General features: G+C 63.0%; 16 protein-coding genes and 1 pseudogene. 9 read left to right on the top strand and 8 right to left on the bottom strand.

Features of this window, described 5'->3' with window-relative positions:
- Positions 1-8: 8 nt before the first annotated feature.
- Positions 9-623 carry a hypothetical protein gene (locus ABZS58_RS00655; protein WP_354776114.1) on the bottom strand — a complete coding sequence of 205 codons (615 nt, stop codon included), beginning with the start codon at positions 621-623 and terminating at the stop codon, positions 9-11.
- 441 nt (positions 624-1,064) lie between these two features.
- On the opposite strand from ABZS58_RS00655, the gene ABZS58_RS00660 reads away from it, so the two are divergent.
- The gene (locus tag ABZS58_RS00660; RefSeq protein ID WP_354776116.1) at positions 1,065-1,226 is read left to right on the top strand and encodes a hypothetical protein; all 162 of its coding nucleotides are present in this window, start codon (positions 1,065-1,067) and stop codon (positions 1,224-1,226) included.
- A gap of 266 nt (positions 1,227-1,492) precedes the next feature.
- Here ABZS58_RS00660 and ABZS58_RS00665 read toward each other — a convergent pair whose 3' ends face one another.
- On the bottom strand, positions 1,493-1,912 hold the full coding sequence (locus ABZS58_RS00665; RefSeq protein WP_354776118.1) for an NUDIX domain-containing protein: 420 nt from the start codon (positions 1,910-1,912) through the stop codon (positions 1,493-1,495).
- 669 nt (positions 1,913-2,581) lie between these two features.
- Between ABZS58_RS00665 and ABZS58_RS00670 the strand changes: the two genes are divergently transcribed.
- A complete protein-coding gene (locus ABZS58_RS00670; protein ID WP_354776120.1) occupies positions 2,582-3,970 on the top strand; it encodes a hypothetical protein in 1,389 nt (462 codons plus the stop codon).
- 1,027 nt (positions 3,971-4,997) lie between these two features.
- Here the strand turns inward: ABZS58_RS00670 and ABZS58_RS00675 are convergent.
- The 3 genes from ABZS58_RS00675 to ABZS58_RS00685 form a co-directional block, all read right to left on the bottom strand.
- Positions 4,998-5,699, bottom strand: coding sequence for a response regulator (locus ABZS58_RS00675; protein ID WP_354776122.1), 702 nt, complete (start codon positions 5,697-5,699; stop codon positions 4,998-5,000).
- Positions 5,700-5,717: 18 nt separating this feature from the next.
- Positions 5,718-7,871 carry a sensor histidine kinase gene (locus tag ABZS58_RS00680; RefSeq protein WP_354776124.1) on the bottom strand — a complete coding sequence of 718 codons (2,154 nt, stop codon included), beginning with the start codon at positions 7,869-7,871 and terminating at the stop codon, positions 5,718-5,720.
- Positions 7,872-8,535: 664 nt separating this feature from the next.
- Positions 8,536-9,264, bottom strand: coding sequence for an XRE family transcriptional regulator (locus tag ABZS58_RS00685; RefSeq protein WP_354776126.1), 729 nt, complete (start codon positions 9,262-9,264; stop codon positions 8,536-8,538).
- A 151-nt stretch (positions 9,265-9,415) separates the two neighbouring features.
- Here ABZS58_RS00685 and ABZS58_RS00690 point away from each other — a divergent pair, with 151 nt between their 5' ends.
- From ABZS58_RS00690 to ABZS58_RS00700, 3 genes are read left to right on the top strand one after another with little or no spacing between them, the layout of a single operon-like run.
- Positions 9,416-9,658: a hypothetical protein gene (locus tag ABZS58_RS00690; protein ID WP_354776128.1), complete on the top strand. Its 243-nt coding sequence runs from the start codon at positions 9,416-9,418 to the stop codon at positions 9,656-9,658.
- Positions 9,658-10,134, top strand: coding sequence for a GntR family transcriptional regulator (locus ABZS58_RS00695; RefSeq protein WP_354776130.1), 477 nt, complete (start codon positions 9,658-9,660; stop codon positions 10,132-10,134). The genes ABZS58_RS00690 and ABZS58_RS00695 overlap by 1 nt, the downstream gene beginning before the upstream one ends.
- 24 nt (positions 10,135-10,158) lie before the next feature.
- Complete coding sequence (locus ABZS58_RS00700; protein ID WP_354776132.1) at positions 10,159-10,704, top strand: HD domain-containing protein; 546 nt, start codon at positions 10,159-10,161, stop codon at positions 10,702-10,704.
- Here ABZS58_RS00700 and ABZS58_RS00705 read toward each other — a convergent pair.
- Genes ABZS58_RS00705 through ABZS58_RS00715 form a run of 3 tightly spaced genes read right to left on the bottom strand, consistent with a single transcriptional unit; the run spans position 10,672 to position 12,359 of the window.
- Positions 10,672-11,145: a hypothetical protein gene (locus tag ABZS58_RS00705; RefSeq protein WP_354776134.1), complete on the bottom strand. Its 474-nt coding sequence runs from the start codon at positions 11,143-11,145 to the stop codon at positions 10,672-10,674. The genes ABZS58_RS00700 and ABZS58_RS00705 overlap by 33 nt on opposite strands.
- A complete protein-coding gene (locus ABZS58_RS00710; protein ID WP_354776136.1) occupies positions 11,138-11,614 on the bottom strand; it encodes an NUDIX domain-containing protein in 477 nt (158 codons plus the stop codon). The genes ABZS58_RS00705 and ABZS58_RS00710 overlap by 8 nt, the downstream gene beginning before the upstream one ends.
- Before the next feature lie 10 nt (positions 11,615-11,624).
- On the bottom strand, positions 11,625-12,359 hold the full coding sequence (locus ABZS58_RS00715; protein WP_354776138.1) for a helix-turn-helix transcriptional regulator: 735 nt from the start codon (positions 12,357-12,359) through the stop codon (positions 11,625-11,627).
- A 439-nt stretch (positions 12,360-12,798) separates the two neighbouring features.
- On the opposite strand from ABZS58_RS00715, the gene ABZS58_RS00720 reads away from it, so the two are divergent.
- From ABZS58_RS00720 to ABZS58_RS00735, 4 genes and pseudogenes are all read left to right on the top strand, one after another.
- Positions 12,799-12,966 (top strand): hypothetical protein, encoded by a 168-nt coding sequence (locus ABZS58_RS00720; RefSeq protein WP_354776140.1) that lies wholly within the window; start codon positions 12,799-12,801, stop codon positions 12,964-12,966.
- A gap of 76 nt (positions 12,967-13,042) precedes the next feature.
- Positions 13,043-13,597, top strand: a complete 555-nt coding sequence (locus ABZS58_RS00725; RefSeq protein ID WP_354776775.1) for a DUF2637 domain-containing protein — start codon at positions 13,043-13,045, stop codon at positions 13,595-13,597.
- Positions 13,598-13,647: 50 nt separating this feature from the next.
- Entirely contained in the window at positions 13,648-15,582 is a 1,935-nt protein-coding gene (locus ABZS58_RS00730; protein ID WP_354776142.1) for an FtsK/SpoIIIE domain-containing protein, read from the top strand.
- A gap of 217 nt (positions 15,583-15,799) precedes the next feature.
- Positions 15,800-16,819, top strand: a pseudogene (locus tag ABZS58_RS00735) (recombinase family protein); the annotation flags it as partial.
- Positions 16,820-17,150: the final 331 nt, after the last annotated feature.

Consider the following 17,150-nt stretch of genomic DNA (forward strand, 5'->3'; position numbering starts at 1 on the left):
ATGATTCCTCACACTCCGCCCGCAGCATACGTTTCAATGACCACACCTTGACGCCGCAACGACTCGTCGTTGCACGACGCTCCTGCCGGTCTACGTCTCAGCCACATGATGGCTCCAGCGGCAGCGATGTCACGATATGCCATGACACCCGGAACAACATCGTCGTCGTCGGTCATAATGATGACTGGAACATCTAAGACAGCAAGATTTATAACATCGGAAATGATCATACTGTCAACCATCTTCTGATGCGCCCGATCTGGGTCATCTGGCTCCCTGTCGGAAGAAAAACGAAAGGTGCCTCTGATAGGTCGGGGATTCCAGAGAGTCGCATACGCGATTTCAGGATCGATGAAGAGCCCATTCACGGTGCTCCGGAAGTCACTGAGCCGGGGAGCGATCCAGGTGGCATTGCGAGTTTCAAGGCCACTCTTTCTCAGCCACCCGCCATACATCCGAGTTCTCAACTCAGTAACTTCGGCCCAGTGCTTTGCAATAACGAAGCGCAATGTGCGGGTGATGACGCGCATGCCGTCTTCAATGTCGATTGAGTCACTGACACCCGGGACTATGTTGTCGAAGTCCACCAAGGCGACCGCCAAGCCGTTCTCACGTTGCAACACATCGCTCCTAGCTAGCGGCCTTGACCAAGGATACGACCACAGGCCCTGGCGCATGCAGATCGGTCGGTTCGCGGCCTGTCCCAACCTCCGTTGTGACTTGGACCGCCTCTCCAAGAAGATCGCTCAGCGCGAGAGCACCCCAACTGGAAGAGGCCCTCGCACGTCCCAAGGGCGCGGCCGGCTGGCTCCCCGCCGCCATCACGACCGACCTGGCCCTCATCCGTTGCGTGCCGAACACCGCACGGTTCATTCTGCCCGATGAGCCCGATGAGACCTGTTGGAGACACCGAGTCAACTGCGTAACAGTCGCCCTCTGGGCCCACCAAAACGTCGCCGAGAGTCCTTCGATGACAGGCGAGACCCAGTGCGATCCGCGACGTCCTCGCCGAGGAGTTTCCGAGCCCTGCGGACCTCGTGCTGGACGCGTTGACGTTCTGCGACATGACCACCAGCCCGACCGGCGCGCGCGTCGACCTGAACGAGCGGCTCAACGAGGCGTTCCAGCGCTACGGCGACGGTCACCTCGTCACGCGGTCGCTCACCGAGGCGCGCCCACTGCTGGAGGCGTCGTTACAGCGCGTCGGGGCGGCTCTCTACCGCTGACGCGAGGGAGCCCTGCTCGTTGCGGGTCCATCTGCGACCGGCGCTGTCCAGGAACTCGATCTCGATCGGTTCCGGGTTGACGTAGGAGCGCAGCCACACGGCAGGCGCGGGCCCAAGCGCTGATCCGAGCGGCCTGGCCACGTCGTTCGTCCTCGGCACGTTCGGCCTCGCGGTTCTGCTCCCTGCGTAGCAGCACGAACCCGACGACGAACGCACCGACGGTGCCGACGGCGGAGAAGACGCTCGCTGCGGCGTTGACCCAGTCGCTACCCAAGGTGCGGCTTCCCGTTCCCCGCGAGGTAGTGCGAGATCCGCAACCGCATCGACTGGTGCATCTGCAGCCCATCCACCAAAGACGGCGCGACCCAGTGCACCTCCCGTGACTCCGAACTCGGCGTCGGCGTGCCGCCGATCGGGCGGGCCGTGTACACGATGGAGAACTCCTGCCGAGCTTCACCGTTGCTCGTGTACAGGATCACGTGCCGCGGATCGGTGTAGATGCCGACGAGGCCGGTCACCTCGACGTGGATCCCGGTCTCCTCAAGGGTTTCCCGCACCGCGCAGTCCGTCATCGACTCCCCCGGGTCCATCGCCCCGCCCGGCAACGCCCAGTTGTCGTTGTCCGTCCGCCGGATCAGCAGCAGCGACCCCGACTCGTCCACCACGACGACGTTCGCGGACGGCACGACACTGTTCGCCGACGGCGCGGCAGGGTCAACATGCCGTAGGTGCGGCACTTGGGGCGATAGCTGAGGGTTCGGCAAGCACGTGGTAGTCAAAGCGGTGGAGGCAGCGCCTCCGCTGCCCCGAAGACTGTCGTACCCCCTAGTCTGATTCAGCACCATCGCAGAAGTCGGCAGACCCTACCCGGCCGAGCGATCTCCGATCCTCCGGCCGACATAGACACATATTGGCGAGCCAGCCACAGACCTTTGAGCGCTGGAGGTCAGCAGGGGTGCAATGGACAGCACACGAAGCCTGCCGGAGCACGCCAGCGCCGAACGCCCCACCTGGGGATGGCGCAGGCCGCTGGCCCGCTACTGTAGCGCTGCACCGATTTCGAGACGTGGCGCCCCGTAGCGCGGAGCGGAGCGAACCATGGCGATGCGAGGTAGAACCCCGCCTTGGGCTGCCGGCAACTGCGCGGGGAATCCGAACCCGGACGGTGAAACGCCCCCTGCGTGAGCAGGGGCGTTGGGGCGACGGAACGGCCATGGCATGACCGCCTCGATCGCACGCGCACGACTGCCACTGCAGTCCCGAAGTTCCCTGATCCCCAGGGCGATGCAGCCGCCCACAAGGACACAACGCGCTGGCGCGGATCAGGGTATGATCCGCCCCGCTATGCTGTCCAGATGCAACCCGACGTCCGAGCCGACGCCTTCTCAGGCCTTGCCGCCTACAAGCAAGAGCTTGTCGAGGCGTTATCGCAGGCAGCATCGGGCATGGAAAAGCGTGGCGACGACATTAAGGCGCACCTAGACGGGCTTGCATACCAACGTCTTAGGCAAACTGTTCCGCTCAAAGCACGGCGAACCAGCAGTACGTTCTTTACGAGCTCAACGCTGCGGGCCAGATTAGCTGCCCGCTATAAGCGACTAATTGCTAGCGGAACCGGCGTGCTTGATCCTGCCTGTGGAGCCGGCGACTTGCTCCTCGCCGCACTGGAGGTCCTGCCCAAAACCTGGCCGCCGCTGAAGACCGCAAACTTTGTTGCAGAACACTTCTACGGCAGAGAATTGATTCCAATTCTCGCCGAACTTTCCGCAGACAGACTACGTCTAGCCCTGCAATTAATGACAGGGCCTCAGCTATTCCCAAGCAATAGCCAGTTGCCGAATATTCAACCAGGCGATGGCCTTAGCCTTGAGGCGGGATATTCAGAGGCACGCCTGGTCCTTCTAAACCCTCCATACGCCAGAATTGTATCTCCTAAACAATCCTGGGGTGAAGGGCTCGTCTCGCAGGCGGCACCTTTCACCCTAGACGTCCTCAAGTTCTGCAGACCGGGTACCCGAGTCGCCGCAATCCTTCCGGACGTGCTTAGATCAGGCAGCCGTTACGGCAAATGGCGGTCCGAAGTTGATGGCCTCGCAGACCTCCTAGACGTCGATATCGTCGGGCTATTCGATACCTGGACAGACGTAGACGTCTTCATAGCGCATCTTAAAGTGAAAGATCGACCAACAACACACCGGAAATTAAAAACGCTTTGGCAAGCAGACTCCGGTAATAAGGGCACCGCATCCACCCTGGGCTCCATAGCATCAATTAGCGTGGGGGACGTTGTCCCACATCGCCACAAAGAAGAGGGCCCAGCTCTCAACTATCTCTGCGTACGATCCGCTGCAGTTGGACAGACAATCACATCGACGCCAACCCGCCGATTCACTGGGCGAACCCACCAGGCGCCCTTTGTTCTCATCCGGCGAACATCGGCGCCAACGCGGAGACCAGGTCCTCGACTCTCGACTTCCGTGGTGGCAGCCTCGCTCGGTACGGTTGCTATCGAAAACCATTTGATAATTGTAAAGCCGTTGCACGGCGACGAAAAAGAGTGCGAGTTCTTAGCGCAACAGCTCCGACAAGAGTCCGTTACCAAGTGGCTTGATGACCGTCTTCGGACTCGCCATTTGACAACCACCATGCTGCTGCAGCTGCCGCTACCTGAAACCTACAGTATGCCACGCGGTCTAGAGGCCCACAGCTCACGCAATGATAGTTCCCTCGGGCAAGCCGGCTAGTTTTCCCGCCTGCACAGAGGAGAACCAATATTTAGGCCGACAAATTCTATATGCGATGCCAATGGCGGATCAAACTTTAAGCCATCGTCCGTATATGTCACCGTGACCGTACCAGCACAACACCTGCCACGCCTTTTTCCATCGGCCGATCTACGCGAAAGATGTGCGGCCGGAAGTCTCGAATTCCGGTCGTGGCAATGCACAGAGACCTGCGTGCAAGCTATGTGAGCAGCAGGCGCCCCACTGCGAACACCCTTAACGATGCCAGGATGAGGGTTTGCTGGTCTCGATGCACTCTTGATCGAGAAAACAACAAGCTGCGGATGCACGAGAGCCGCGAGCTCAGTTGCGAACTCCTCCGGATTGGACGTTCCAGGTAATCCCCCATGGTGCGGAAAAACCAAGACTGGAGCATCCAGGTCGTGTCCGTTCTCGCGAACGTGTGCGAGAGAGATGCCATCCATGTCAGCAGCAAGGAGCACAGCAGGTACGCCAGCCAACCGCACCCGAATTACGACAGATAAAGTATTGGTATCCAATGATCTTTTGAGCACAACGCTTCGGGAGGTCGGTCCGGTGCCGGCCATTAGGATACTCGGATGACGAACCTCCAACTCTGCCCGACCACATGTGAGACTGCTTGGAATCTCCGTGTGTATTATTTGGTGGCCGTCGAGCCCTCCACGGCGTTTACGCGTGTGAACGGCACGAAGCAGTCGTTCCCAAATCTTCGTATCTTTCTCGTTGTCCGGATTGAACCACACGGTTCCGACAGTTCGCACATCATCGAGGATGAGCCGAGGCCCACCTCCTGCATGGTCCTTATCGGAGTGAGATATGATTACGTGATCGATGTGCTCACAATCCATAGCATCCAATTCGGTAAATACCAGATCACCTGGGGCAGCGTCAATAACTGAGCAGCGGCGACCGTCACGAACTATTGCCGCATTTCCGTGCCCAACATCCAGAATCGTCACATCAAGCACATCCGGTGGCTGGCTTGGATCAGTTTCCTGATAGATCATTACATCCATCCCTGTGGAAGATCGGGAGCTAGAACGACGTTCTCATAATAAAGATCCGCGGCATCTTTCGCATGGCAGTTGACTTCCGCTTCCAGCCAGCGGCCTGAGAGACCTGCCGGATCGATGCCAGCATCAAGAATTGGTTTCAAGGGCATCCACACCGTGGTCTCGATCTTCCAACCAACAACAACAACACGGGCCGCAGGAAACTCACCGGCCGACCTAACATCAAGCACTTCAATCGGCGTCGCAAAGGTACGGCGCTCACGTGCTACTTTGCCCGACAGCTCAGCAATAGTGTAGTCGAGTGCTTCCACAATGGTGTCCGAGTAATCGCTCTTGTCAACAACAGCGGGAATCCCGGCACGCCATTGTCGAATCGATCCTGTCTGATCAGTGTTAACATGACTGCTAATGAGCACGGCGGGGAGCGGGCGCTCCATCTTATTCGCCTTGCTTACCACCTCTGCACCAGTGAACGACGCAGGACCACGACCACTCAAGACGTGATCACATACCAGTGCATCGAACTCCTCTATGAGTGATCTTAGAAACTCATCTGCGTCGACGAACTTGCTGAAGTCTGATACGGCGGCCGTCCTAAAACCAGCATCTTCCAATGGCCGACGAACACTCTGCGCGTCACGAGGGTCATCGTCAGCAACCAAGATGTTGGAGCCCTCAGCGAGGGTAAGAGCCACTGCTAAAACCTCATTCGATTAGTCGACCTTGCGAGCCGGAAGTCCAATAATTATACGTGCGCCGCCCAACTCTCCGCGAGGCCGGGCCTCATTGCTGCCCTTGAGGTCAGCGACTATGTCTCGAACGATTGTTAAGCCCAAGCCAGTTCCGTTATCGCGCGTCGTTTTCCCAGGAAGCCAGATACTTGCTAGCGCAATGCCTTCAATGCCTGGTCCTGAGTCGTCGACTGTAATCATTATGCGCGGACCGTTTGGCTGATCTTGTGAACGAGTTCTGATCCTGATCAGGCGAGGCCGAGCTGGTGCATCCTCTCGGGTGAAGGCATGTGCCGCATTCGCCAGAAGGTTCGATAGTATGGACTCAATGTCAGCTACTGTGGTACGCACGACATAGCCGTCTGCGGCTAGGTCGAACTCGGTATCTATGGACCTTTCTTCAAGATACTTCCCAAACACGCTGACGATTGACCGGCATGCCTTGTCTATCTCAATATCGCTAACTTCGCGCTTCTGCTTTTCCAGCAAGCTCAAAGGCAGCTTTGCGAACGTTTCAAGTGTTTTTGCGCTATCGAGACACACTTGAATTGGCTCGTCAAAATCATGTCCATATACCGCGTCGTCAGAAAGTTGCTTTTTAATGCGACGTGCAACGGTCTTGACCTCGTTGATAATACGAGCAGCAGGCCGCAGAGCCTCGTGAGCGAAAACTGCAGTACTGGTTCCCACAGTCGCAAGCGAACGGTAGAGAAGGAGATCCTCGCGCAGTGCCACGATCTCCTCTTTCTGCGTTTCGAAGACTGCAGTTGCCTCGTTTGTCAGTTCCTCCAGTACGACTGGATCGGAGGCGCCGATCAATGCTGGAGTATCGGGATCGCTAGGGCGGATTACATTCAGAAGGTTGTTGAACCGCGTTTCAGCTTCTTCTGAACGATCGCGAGCTTTTGCCGACGCACCGACGCGACGCTGCTCTCGTTGGCCCAAGCGCTGTTCCGCCGCCCAATCCATCGCCTTCCGGGCGAATTCCTGAAGATCCAAGAATTCAACGGTGTCAACAAAACCGCTACGATCGGTTTTTGGCTTCAACACATCGTTCGGATCGTCGACTAGTATGCGACCTACCGAGGTATTGGTAGACGGTCTCATTTCTGGACTGGCGGCTCGGGACAAATTCATTCCGAGCCAATCGTTGTTAACGTCGCCATACGGCTGCACTCTTAGCTTGCGATGATAAAGATGGACACCTCCGACCTGCCTCAGCCATTTCTTGATGGCATCCGTGTCTTGCTGCGCACGTCGCACTTCTTTCGAGGCAGCCGGATTTAAATTGAACATCCAGAGTTCAAAGGTCGCCTCAGGCGAAAAGAATCGCGGCACTACTTCACCCGATCTTCCACCGCGTCTGCCCTTCCTAGCGATGTCCTCATGAGTGCCTCGAAACTCGGCTTCATTCCGCCAATTGAACAGAGTCGCGGAAGCTTGACCATTGCTGTCGAGCGTCGCCACGAGCTTATACTCGTATTGTTCGAACAGATCTTGCTTAATAAGCTCAGAAAGCTGCAAATAGCCAGGAGCGTCGCACTGAACCGCAAAAGCCGTGCCGCCCTTGAACGGACCCGTGAGCAGAAGGAGCGACCGCGCTAGCCTCGTTGCTTCGGTTTGACCCAGCCCCGTCCTAAGTCCTGTAATTCTTACAACGGTGCCATGCGTCCTGCCAGTCCGCTGCGTACGAATTTGCAGTGCGACGTCCTCAACAGCCTCCGATGAATCGACTTGGTTCCAGTCAATCTCAAGTATGTGTTCAATATTTGGCTGCTCACGCGACACACTTGTGATGACGACATGAGTACCGAGTCGAAGCGCAGCCAGCCTACCTAGGCCCTTCTCGCCCACCTTTCGGCGTCTTTTCGCGGTAACGGTGGATATGGACTTGCTTGACTTGCCGATCAGCAGGAACCCTGCGGCGAGCTGGTCTGCGGTCATACCGTCACCATCGTCCGACACAACCAGTACCCCACCTGGCTTGGCTGCATCCTTCAGCTCGATGGAACATACGTTCGCGTCGGCGTCGTAAGCGTTCCTGACTAGCTCCATTACGCCGAGGTCCGCATGGGGGACGAGCTCCTCGCCCAGCCGAGCCAAGATTTCTGGGGCGAATCGGAGATGGTGATCCACTGCGGCCGTCCTGTCTGATGATCGGTGCACTCACTCAATCTCAAAGATCGTACTGCCGAAATATGTACGATCGGTAGGCAGTTGCCCTGTGATCCGATGCCGTAGGCTGGCCGAGCTTAACCTTTCTGGACGTGCAAGGCGTCCCAGGACGTCTGAGGCTATGTGGTCGTACGTAGATAGCACCTGGACAACGCTGGAAGCTCCAACGATGGCTCGGCTGCCTCGGCGCCGTACTGACAGGAGCATGAGTTGACCATGCACGCAACTCGATCGCGCCGGCCTACGGAACGCTGTGCTGGCATGACAGATACGGCGGATCAGGTTGGAACGTCTGGTACTGAATGCAGTACTTGCGTTACATGGGCGGTTAAGTACACGGTTGCGACGCAGGCTTCGTACTATTTGACGTTGCACATCGTGAGTCCGCGGCTTCGTGAGCATGTACTAGATGACCTGGCAGTTGGGTACGCTGCTGCGCTAACTGGCGAGGAGGTTGCCCGGTTCGCTGAGTACTTCGAGGCATACGTTGAGCGCGTTGAGCGTGCACTGGACCCGAAGAAGCTTCACGGAGGTGAGCACATGATGGAGTTTCGGAGAGTCTGGTGTAACCACGCTGTCCAGTTAGGTGAGCGGCAGCTTCGGCAAGCGCGTCGGGCCAGGAAGGCTAGTCGGCGTAGGCGGTAGCGGTGAACCAGACGCGTTCGATGGCAGTCATGTAGCTGGCGGTCAAGCCGTCTGATTGGTGGAGTCGCAGGTGCATGACTGGGGCATGGGCGGCTGGAACGCCGTGGATGTGGATGTTGACTAGTGCCTCGCTGTCGGCACGGTAGATCGAGTCGTAGAGGACGGTGTCGTGAAGGCGGACTTCCATGTGTGGGAGGCGTTGGAGCGGCTTGATAAGGACAAGGGCGTTGCGGATGCGGGCGGACATCAGGTCGCCGATCTGCTCCTCGATACCTCGGGCTTCTACGTGGCGGCTGTTGACGTCGCCCAGTGCGATACGGATCGGCACGCCTGCCTTGGCCTTCGTGGCGAGGGTGCGGAGGACGATCGGATCCTCCAAGAGGAACAGGGCGCTGTACGCGACGATGCCGATCGCCTCAGTGGCGCGGCGGAAGACCGAACGCCACGTATCGAGTGGGACCAGGCTGCGATGGGCGTAGGTCATCCGGACCTCGTCCGAGGCGGGCTGCGGTTCCCGAGGGACTGAGTCGGGCCAGAGGTCAGCCACGGCCCACCCAGTCATGCGGGACAGTTCGTTGCGGTAGCGGGGGTACGGGATGCGGCCTTTGAACCAGCGGTCGACGGTCTTCGGGTCGACCTGGAGGCGGGTGGCGACGTCGAGGGCGTCGAGGCCGGCGCTGGCGAGTGCGCGAGTCAGTGGATGTCGCACGGTGACCTCCTGCGAGCCATCGAGTGCAGCCGATTCTAGTCAAGAAGTCCCTAGACGTCCCTCGGATGCGGTTCCTGGTTCAGGGCGTACCGGGAAGGCTGACGAGGGACGGCACGCCTTGGCCGCACGGCCCGCCCAGGTGCGATGTCGCGTGGACGGAAGCGAGACGGGCATGGCAGGGCATGAGGCGGCGCAACGTGCGGCGGATGCGTTGGCGGTGGCGCTGGAGGAGGCCGGCTTCGACGTCGGGCGGGCGTTCCCGGACCTGCGCACGACAGTGGACCAGGCAGGTTCCGCGCATGTCGAGATCGGTCCCATGGCGCCCGACGTTGCGGGGCAGCTTGCGGGGCTGCTGACGGACGCGGCAGGGAGAGGCGTCACCCTGGGAGACTGATGGGCGATCGATACGGCAGGAAGGGCGTCATGCGGGCAACGGCTTGGGGTGCCTACAAGGGCATCACGGAGGCACTGCGTGCCCGGTTCGCCTCGGGCGAGTTCCAGCCAGGGGCCGTCCTACCGTCCGAGGCCGCGTTGGTCGCCGAGTACCGTGTCGCCCGCAATACGGTCCGCCGGGCGCTTGACCAGCTCGCCGAGGACGGGCTGATCACCACGCAACCGGGGCGGGGGCGGTTGGCCAACGCCCCCGGCGAGCGTCCCTCGCAGGCAAGCCCGCAGTACCGGCGGATCGCCGCCGATCTGCGCGCGCAGATCGAGTCCGGGGAGCTGGCGGCCGGTGCGCTGCTGCCGAGCGAGTCCGCCCTGGTGGCGCAATACGGCGTCGCGAGGGGCACCGCTCGGCAGGCGCTTGCGGCGCTGCAGGACGTCACGGTGTCGGTGCAGGGCAAGGGTCGCTTCGTAAAGCCGCGGTGATCGTTCGCAACTAGTCTCGGACATGTGGAACATGTCCGATGGGCGAGGGACCTTGCGGGCCGGTTGCTGGCCGAGCCGTTGCCGACGCGGTGGGCGCACGTTCAGGGTGTGGGGCACACTGCGGAGATCGTCGCCCAGGTCGTCGGCGATGATGCCGAGCTGCTGATCAGCGCGGCCTGGCTGCATGACATCGGCTACGCCCCCGACCTCAACAAGGTCGGCTTCCACCCGATCGACGGTGCGCGGTACCTCCGCGATGTCGAGCACGCCGACGAGCGGCTTATCCGCCTCGTCGCCAACCATTCCTGCGCGCTGATCGAGGCCCGCAACCGCGACCTCGGCGACATCCTCGCCGCGGAGTTCCCGAGCCCCGCGGACCTCGTGCTGGACGCTTTGACGTTCTGCGACATGACCACCAGCCCGACCGGCACCCGCGTCGACCTGGACGAGCGGCTCAACGAGGCGTTCGGACGCTACGGCGACGGCCACCTGGTCACCCGTTCGCTGACCGAGGCGCGCCCGCTGCTGGAGGCGTCGTTACAGCGGGTCGGGGCGGCTCTCAACAGCTGAGGCGAGGGAGCCCTGTTCGTTGCGGGTCCACCGGCGGCCGGCGCTGTCCAGGAACTCGATCTCGATCGGCTCCGGGTTGACGTACGAGCGCAGCCACGCGACCGGGGCGGGCCGGCGGATGGTCTGGCCGGGCGGGACCATCCCGATGAACTCGACGTCTCGGTCATCGCCTGAGGCATCCGGCATGGGGAGTTCGACCTCGTAGATGGGCATGTCGCTGGCGTTGTGGATGTGGAACGCCAGTTCGCGGGTGCCGTCTGGTTTGCGGTACGCCTCGACCCACGCGCTGATCCGGGCGGCCTGGCCGCGTCGTTCGTCCTCGGCGCGTTCGGCCTCGCGGTTCTGCTCCCTGCGCAACAGCACGAACCCGACGACAAACGCGCCGACGGTGCCGAGGGCGGAGAAGATGTCAGCGGCGGTGGCGACCCAGTCGCTATCCAAGGTGCGACTTCCCGTTGCCGGTGAGGTAGTGCGAGATCCGCATCCGCATCGACCGGTCCATCTGGAGCCCTTCGACGTCGGCCGGCGCGACCCAATGGACCTCTCGCGACTCCGAGCTCGGCGTCGGCGTCCCACCTACAGGACGGGCCGTGTAGACGATCGAGAACTCCTGCCGGGCCTCGCCGTTACTGGTGTACAGGATGACGTGCCGAGGATCGGTGAAGATCCCGACGAGGCCGGTCACCTCGACGTGGATCCCGGTCTCCTCAAGGGTTTCCCGCACCGCGCAGTCCGTCATCGACTCCCCCGGGTCCATCGCCCCGCCCGGCAACGCCCAGTTGTCGTTGTCCGTCCGCCGGATCAATAGCAGATCACCAGCATCGTTGACCACGACGACGTTCGCGGACGGCACGACGCTGTTCGCCGGCGGCGCGGCAGGGTCGTCGAAATAGTCGATACGGCGAGCCAAAGCAGGGACCTCACTCCAATGGTGTGGCGGCGTTCCAGACCCGGTCGAAGCTCTCCACGTACGTGCCGACCATGTCGCCGCCGTTGACGTGCCGCAGGTGCAGGACCGGGGCGTTGGAGGCGGGCGTGCCGTAGATGTGGATGTTGACGAGGACCTGGTCGTCGGCTCGGTAGATCGAGTTGTAGAGGATCGTGTTGTGCAGCCGGAACTCGATGCCGTCGATGTTGCGGAGTGGCCGGTAGAGAACGATGGCGTTGCGGCAGCGGGCGGCCATGTCCATGTCGATGCCCTCGTCGATGCCGCGCTGGACGACTTCGGCACTGTCCGGATCACCGATGAGGATGCGGATGGACGCGCCATCCGCTGCCTTACGGCGGAAAATGCGCTGGATACCGGCGTCTTCGGGGATGAACAGGCCGCTGTAGGCGAGGACACCGATCTCGCGTTCGGCGTTGTCGAAGAACATCCGCCACATGTCCGACGGCACCGTCCACCGCGCCGGGTAGATGTTGATGATCTCGCTCTCGGAAGCGTTCGCGACCTGGTCACGGGTCAGCGCGTCCGGCCAGAGATAGGCTTCGTCCACGCCGAGGTGCGCCGCGACCGCGTAGCGGTGACGGCGGTACGGCAGCCGTCCGCTGATCCACCGCTCGACGCTCTTGGGGTCGACGTCGAGCACGTCGGCGAGATTCGTCGGCGTGAGGCCGCGTTCCAGCAGCGCTGATCGCAGACGTTCGTTCGGCATCGTTTCCCCGTCGCAGGACGTCCCGGCAGATGCCCACCTTAGGCGAGACATCTTCAACACGTCCAGCCATGACCCGATCACGTCCCGTGCCCTAGCCGCATGCTCATGGCATCGAAGCACAACGAACTTTCACCGGCCTTCCGCTTCGCTCTAGACTTGCACATGTACATCATGTGCAAGATCAGTGAGGAGGGCCGGTGACCTACCGAAAGGAGCTACGAAGTTGCCTCTCCCGGCCCGCTCGATGGGGAACGCCAGTGCCCGTGCGGCGCGCAGCTCGACCGGGACAACTCCACCTACTGCAAGAAATGCCGCTCTCGGGTCCGCTGGCAGCGACGGCACACCGGCCGCATCCATCGGCACCCCGGACCGTCCACCAACACCCCGAACGCCTGACCAGAAGGAGCCCACACTGTTCGTCTCGGTCTCAGCCGTCCTGTTGCTCGGACTGCTCGTGTACCTGCTCTGGCGCTACGCCCGGCTGCCCCTCTGGCACATCGCCGTCTGCGCCCTGTTCGGCTACTTCCTCTCCACGTCCACGCTCGGACCCCACATCGGCCGGCTGACCGGAGCCGCCATCCGCTACATCGCCGGGCTGGACGTATGACCAGACAACGCGACGGCTGGGTGGTCGCCGGAATGCTCATCGCCGCAACGTCCGCGGCCGTCGCCGCTTCACCGGCCTGCGTGGCCTCGCAGTGCTCAGCGGCTGGCCCGACCGGCTGGCGATCCTTCTGCCCGTCACCATCGACGCCTACGCCATGACAGCCGCCCGGGTGTGGCTGTCCGGCACCAACCCGCGCCGCGCGGTCCGGTTCGCCCGCGCCAACGCGATCGGCGCCATCACCACCAGCATCGTCGGCAACGCCGCCTACCACGCGGCGGCGGCCGGTCTCATCACCGTGACCTGGCCCGTCGTGGTGGCCGTCGGCGCCGTACCGGCGGCCGGCCTCGGCCTGACCGCCCACCGGCACGCGGTCCGGACCCCCGAGGACAGTCCGGACCCCCGTCCGGACTCGGGTCCGGCCCAGAAGCCAACGGTCCGGACCGAGGACGAACTCCTCACGGCGGCCCGTGACGCCGACACCAAGCACCGCGCCGCGAACAACGGCCGGCCCATCAGCCGCGACGCGCTCCGCACCGCGCTGCGCATCTCCGGACCGCGAGCAACCGCCCTGCGGCGGCAGCTCGCCGCGGAATCTCAAGCACCCGAACGGAAGGAGGCGCACACCAACTGATGCCCGAGGCACCAAGACCCACCGTTGACCGCGACGCCGTCCTCGCCCACGTGGACGCCGCGCTCCATCGTGGCACGCGCGTCGCGCTCTGGACCTCCATCGCCGACGTCCCCGTGCTTCTGGCCGAGATCGAGCGGCAGGCAACGCTGCTGGACCGTCGTCCGCACGGAGTACGCGAACCTCCTCGCAGCCGCCCGCGCCACCCTCGACGCGCACCGCGACGGCGACACCGACCCCCTGGCATACCTCCGCGACGAGGTGCAGCAGTGAGGGCATACAGCCGGCGACACCGGTCATGGCGACGGCAGCACAGCCAACCGTTGATACTCGTCGCCGACGAGTCGAGCATCCTCGCCGACCTCGCCAGGCTGCTGTTCCGCTACCGCAGCGAACTCGCACCGCTCACGGCCGCCCTGACCCTGTTCGGCCTCGGGATGTTCCTGCATCTCAGTCATCCGAACACCTGGCCGTGGGTCGTTGGCGGCGCAGCCGCCGTAATAGTTCGCGTCGTAACTCGCGGCGAACGCGTAGAGGAACGGGTCTACGCCGCGACAGCGACCGCATGCGCGGGCGGATGGCTCGCCGCCGCAGTCGCGGTCGGCCCGTGGCACGACCCGCTCCCGACACTGCTCGTCGTCGGCACTCTGACCGGAGCCGTGCCGTGGTGGGCACACCGACGCCGCAGGGCACGCGTCCGCGTCGACCGCGCCATCCAGGCATGGCCGGACATCGCCGAGAGCATAGGCCTCGCCGGGTCACGGGTCATGTCCGCCGTGGTCGACGTCTGGGGATGGCGCGCCCGCATCAAACTCAGCAACGGCCAGACCGTCGCCGACGTCATCAGCCGCGTCCCAGCCATCGAATCCGGCCTCGGCACCCGCACCGGTGCCGTACGCGTCGAAGCAGACCCAGCACATGCCGGGCGCGCGATCGTTCGGGTTCTCGCCCAGGACCCCCACGCGGGGGCGATCCCCTGGCGCGGCCCGAGCGTCCAATCGGTCGCCGACCCCATCGAACTCGGCGTGTTCGAAGACGCCACACCGGTCCGAGTCTCGTTGCTGCGCAAGCACGTGCTCATCGGCGGCACCACCGACTCGGGCAAGAGCGGCGGGCTCAACAACATCCTCGGTAACCTCGCCGCCTGCCCCGACGTGGTCCTCTGGGGCATCGACCTCAAGGGCGGCATGGAACTCCGACCCTGGGCATCCTGCCTCGCCAGGCTTGCCACCACGCCCGCCGAAGCGGCAGCGCTCCTCCGCGATGGCGTCCGCATCCTCAACGCCCGCGGTGATGCACAGAGCCGCGACGGCTCCCGCGCCTGGAGACCAATACCGCAGGCGCCCGCGCTCGTCATCGTGGTCGACGAGTACGCCGAACTCGTCGACCAAGCCCCAGAAGCCATCGAGTCCGCGGAGTCCATCGCCCGGCGCGGCCGCGCCGTCGCCGTAACCCTCCTCGCCGCCAATCAACGCCCGACGCAGAAGTCCATGGGTGGCGGCGCACTGCGGTCGCAGATGAGCGTCCGCATCTGCCTCCGCGTCAGGGAACGCCGCGACGTCGACCTCATCCTCGACAACGGCATGCTCAGCGCCGGCTGGCACGCCCACACCCTCGACGCACCCGGCAAGTTCTACCTCCTCGCCGACGGCCACAACCAACCCCGACGCGCCCGCGCATACCTCGTCACCGACGACAACGTCCAAGACACCGCAACCCGATACGCCGACACCCGACCCACCCTCGACGCCCTGTCCGAAGCCGCGACACAGGAGCCCGACGACGAGCCAGTCATCGAGGGCGAAGTCATCGACCCCGAAGTCACCCTCACCATGGCGCTCCGCGACGCACCCAGCGACGGCCTCAGCGTCCCCGAACTCATGCACTTCACCGGAATGGGCCGCACATGGATCTACGACCGACTCCAAACCCGCGCCGAACAAGGCACCGCCCGGCAAGTCAGCCGCGGACGCTGGCGCGCCGACTAAACGTCCGCACGGACGTCCGTCCGCCACGCGCACGCGTCTGCGCCCTGAGACGCGCGGACGGACGACGGACGGACGTCCAGCACACAAAGGGAGGAGGCGCCCGCGCACCGACGCAAGCCCAGGAAGCGACGGCTCGTGCACGTCGATGAAGACCTGCTCATCAGAGCGCTCGTGCTGATGGCCGAAGAACGGAAGCAGACCAAACCGGAGGACTGAGATGACTCGCCAGCATGACCGGCCGACGACCACCCGCAAGCGCGCGTTCAGCTACCTGCGCGTCTCGTCGGCCGGTCAGGTCAACACCGATTACGACCCCGAGGGCATCTCGCTGCCCGCACAGCGTGCCGCCATCCTGGCCCGCGCCGCACAGCTCGACGCAGACATCGAGGCCGAGTTCATCGAGCCGGGCCGCTCGGCGACGACGGCCGACAAGCGCCCGGAGTTCCAGGCGATGATGGCGCGGCTCAAGGCCGAGGGCGGCATCGACTACGTGATCGTCTACGCCCGCTCCCGGCTGCACCGCAACAGCATCGACGCGGCCATCACCAAGCGCGACCTCCGCAGAGCCGGCGCAACGCTGATCTCGGTCATGGACTACACCGAGGACACCGCTATCGGCGACCTGGTCGCCACCGTCCTCGACGGCGTCAACGAATACCAGTCCCGGTCAGCCGGCGCCGACATCGCGTACAAGATGGGCCAGAAGATCGCGCGGGGCGGCACCGTCAGCAAGGCGCCGATCGGCTACCTGAACGCACGAGAGACGTTCGAGGGTCGCGAAGTTCGGACAGTGAACGTCGATCCGGAGCGCGGCCCGCTCGTCCGTATGGCGTTCGAACTGTACGCGACGGGCGACTACGGATTCCACGCGCTGATCGAGGCGTTGACCGACGCGGGTCTCAGGACGAGGCCGACGAAGCGGTTCCCGGTCGGCACGCCGATCTCGATCAACTCACTCGGCAACCTGCTCCGCGAGCGGTACTACCTCGGCCTCGTCACCAACAAGAGCCAGGAGTACCGGGGACGGCACGAGCCACTTGTCAGTGAGGAACTCTTCGCGGAGGTGCAGAAGATGCTCGACCTCCGCAGGGCCGGCGGCACCCGGGAGCGCACCCACAACCACTACCTGAAGGGCGTCGTCTGGTGTCACCGGTGCCAGCGGCGGCTCATGATCATGAGGGGCAAGAGCCACACCGGCAGCCTGTACTTCTACTACTTCTGCCAGGGACGCCAGAAGCACCTCTGCGACCTGCCGTACCTGCCGACCGCCAAGGTCGAAGCCGCAATGATCGACAATTACGCCACGGTGATGCTCCCGGCCGAACTCAGCGCCCGGATCGCCGTGCGGGTCGGCGACGTGCTGAACCAGTCGACCTCGACCCGCGAGAGCATCCGGCAGAAGACGAGCGCACAACTCGCCAAGCTGAACACCCAGGAGGATCGCTTCCTCGACCTCGTCGGCGACCCTGACTGGCCGCAAGACAAGATCGCCCAGCGTCTCCGCACCATCCGCGACGAGCGGTCAAGGCTCGCCCGCCAGCTCGAAGAGGCACCGGACACTGGCGCGG

The organism is Dactylosporangium sp. NPDC005555, from assembly GCF_040605635.1.
Lineage (GTDB): Bacteria > Actinomycetota > Actinomycetes > Mycobacteriales > Micromonosporaceae > Dactylosporangium.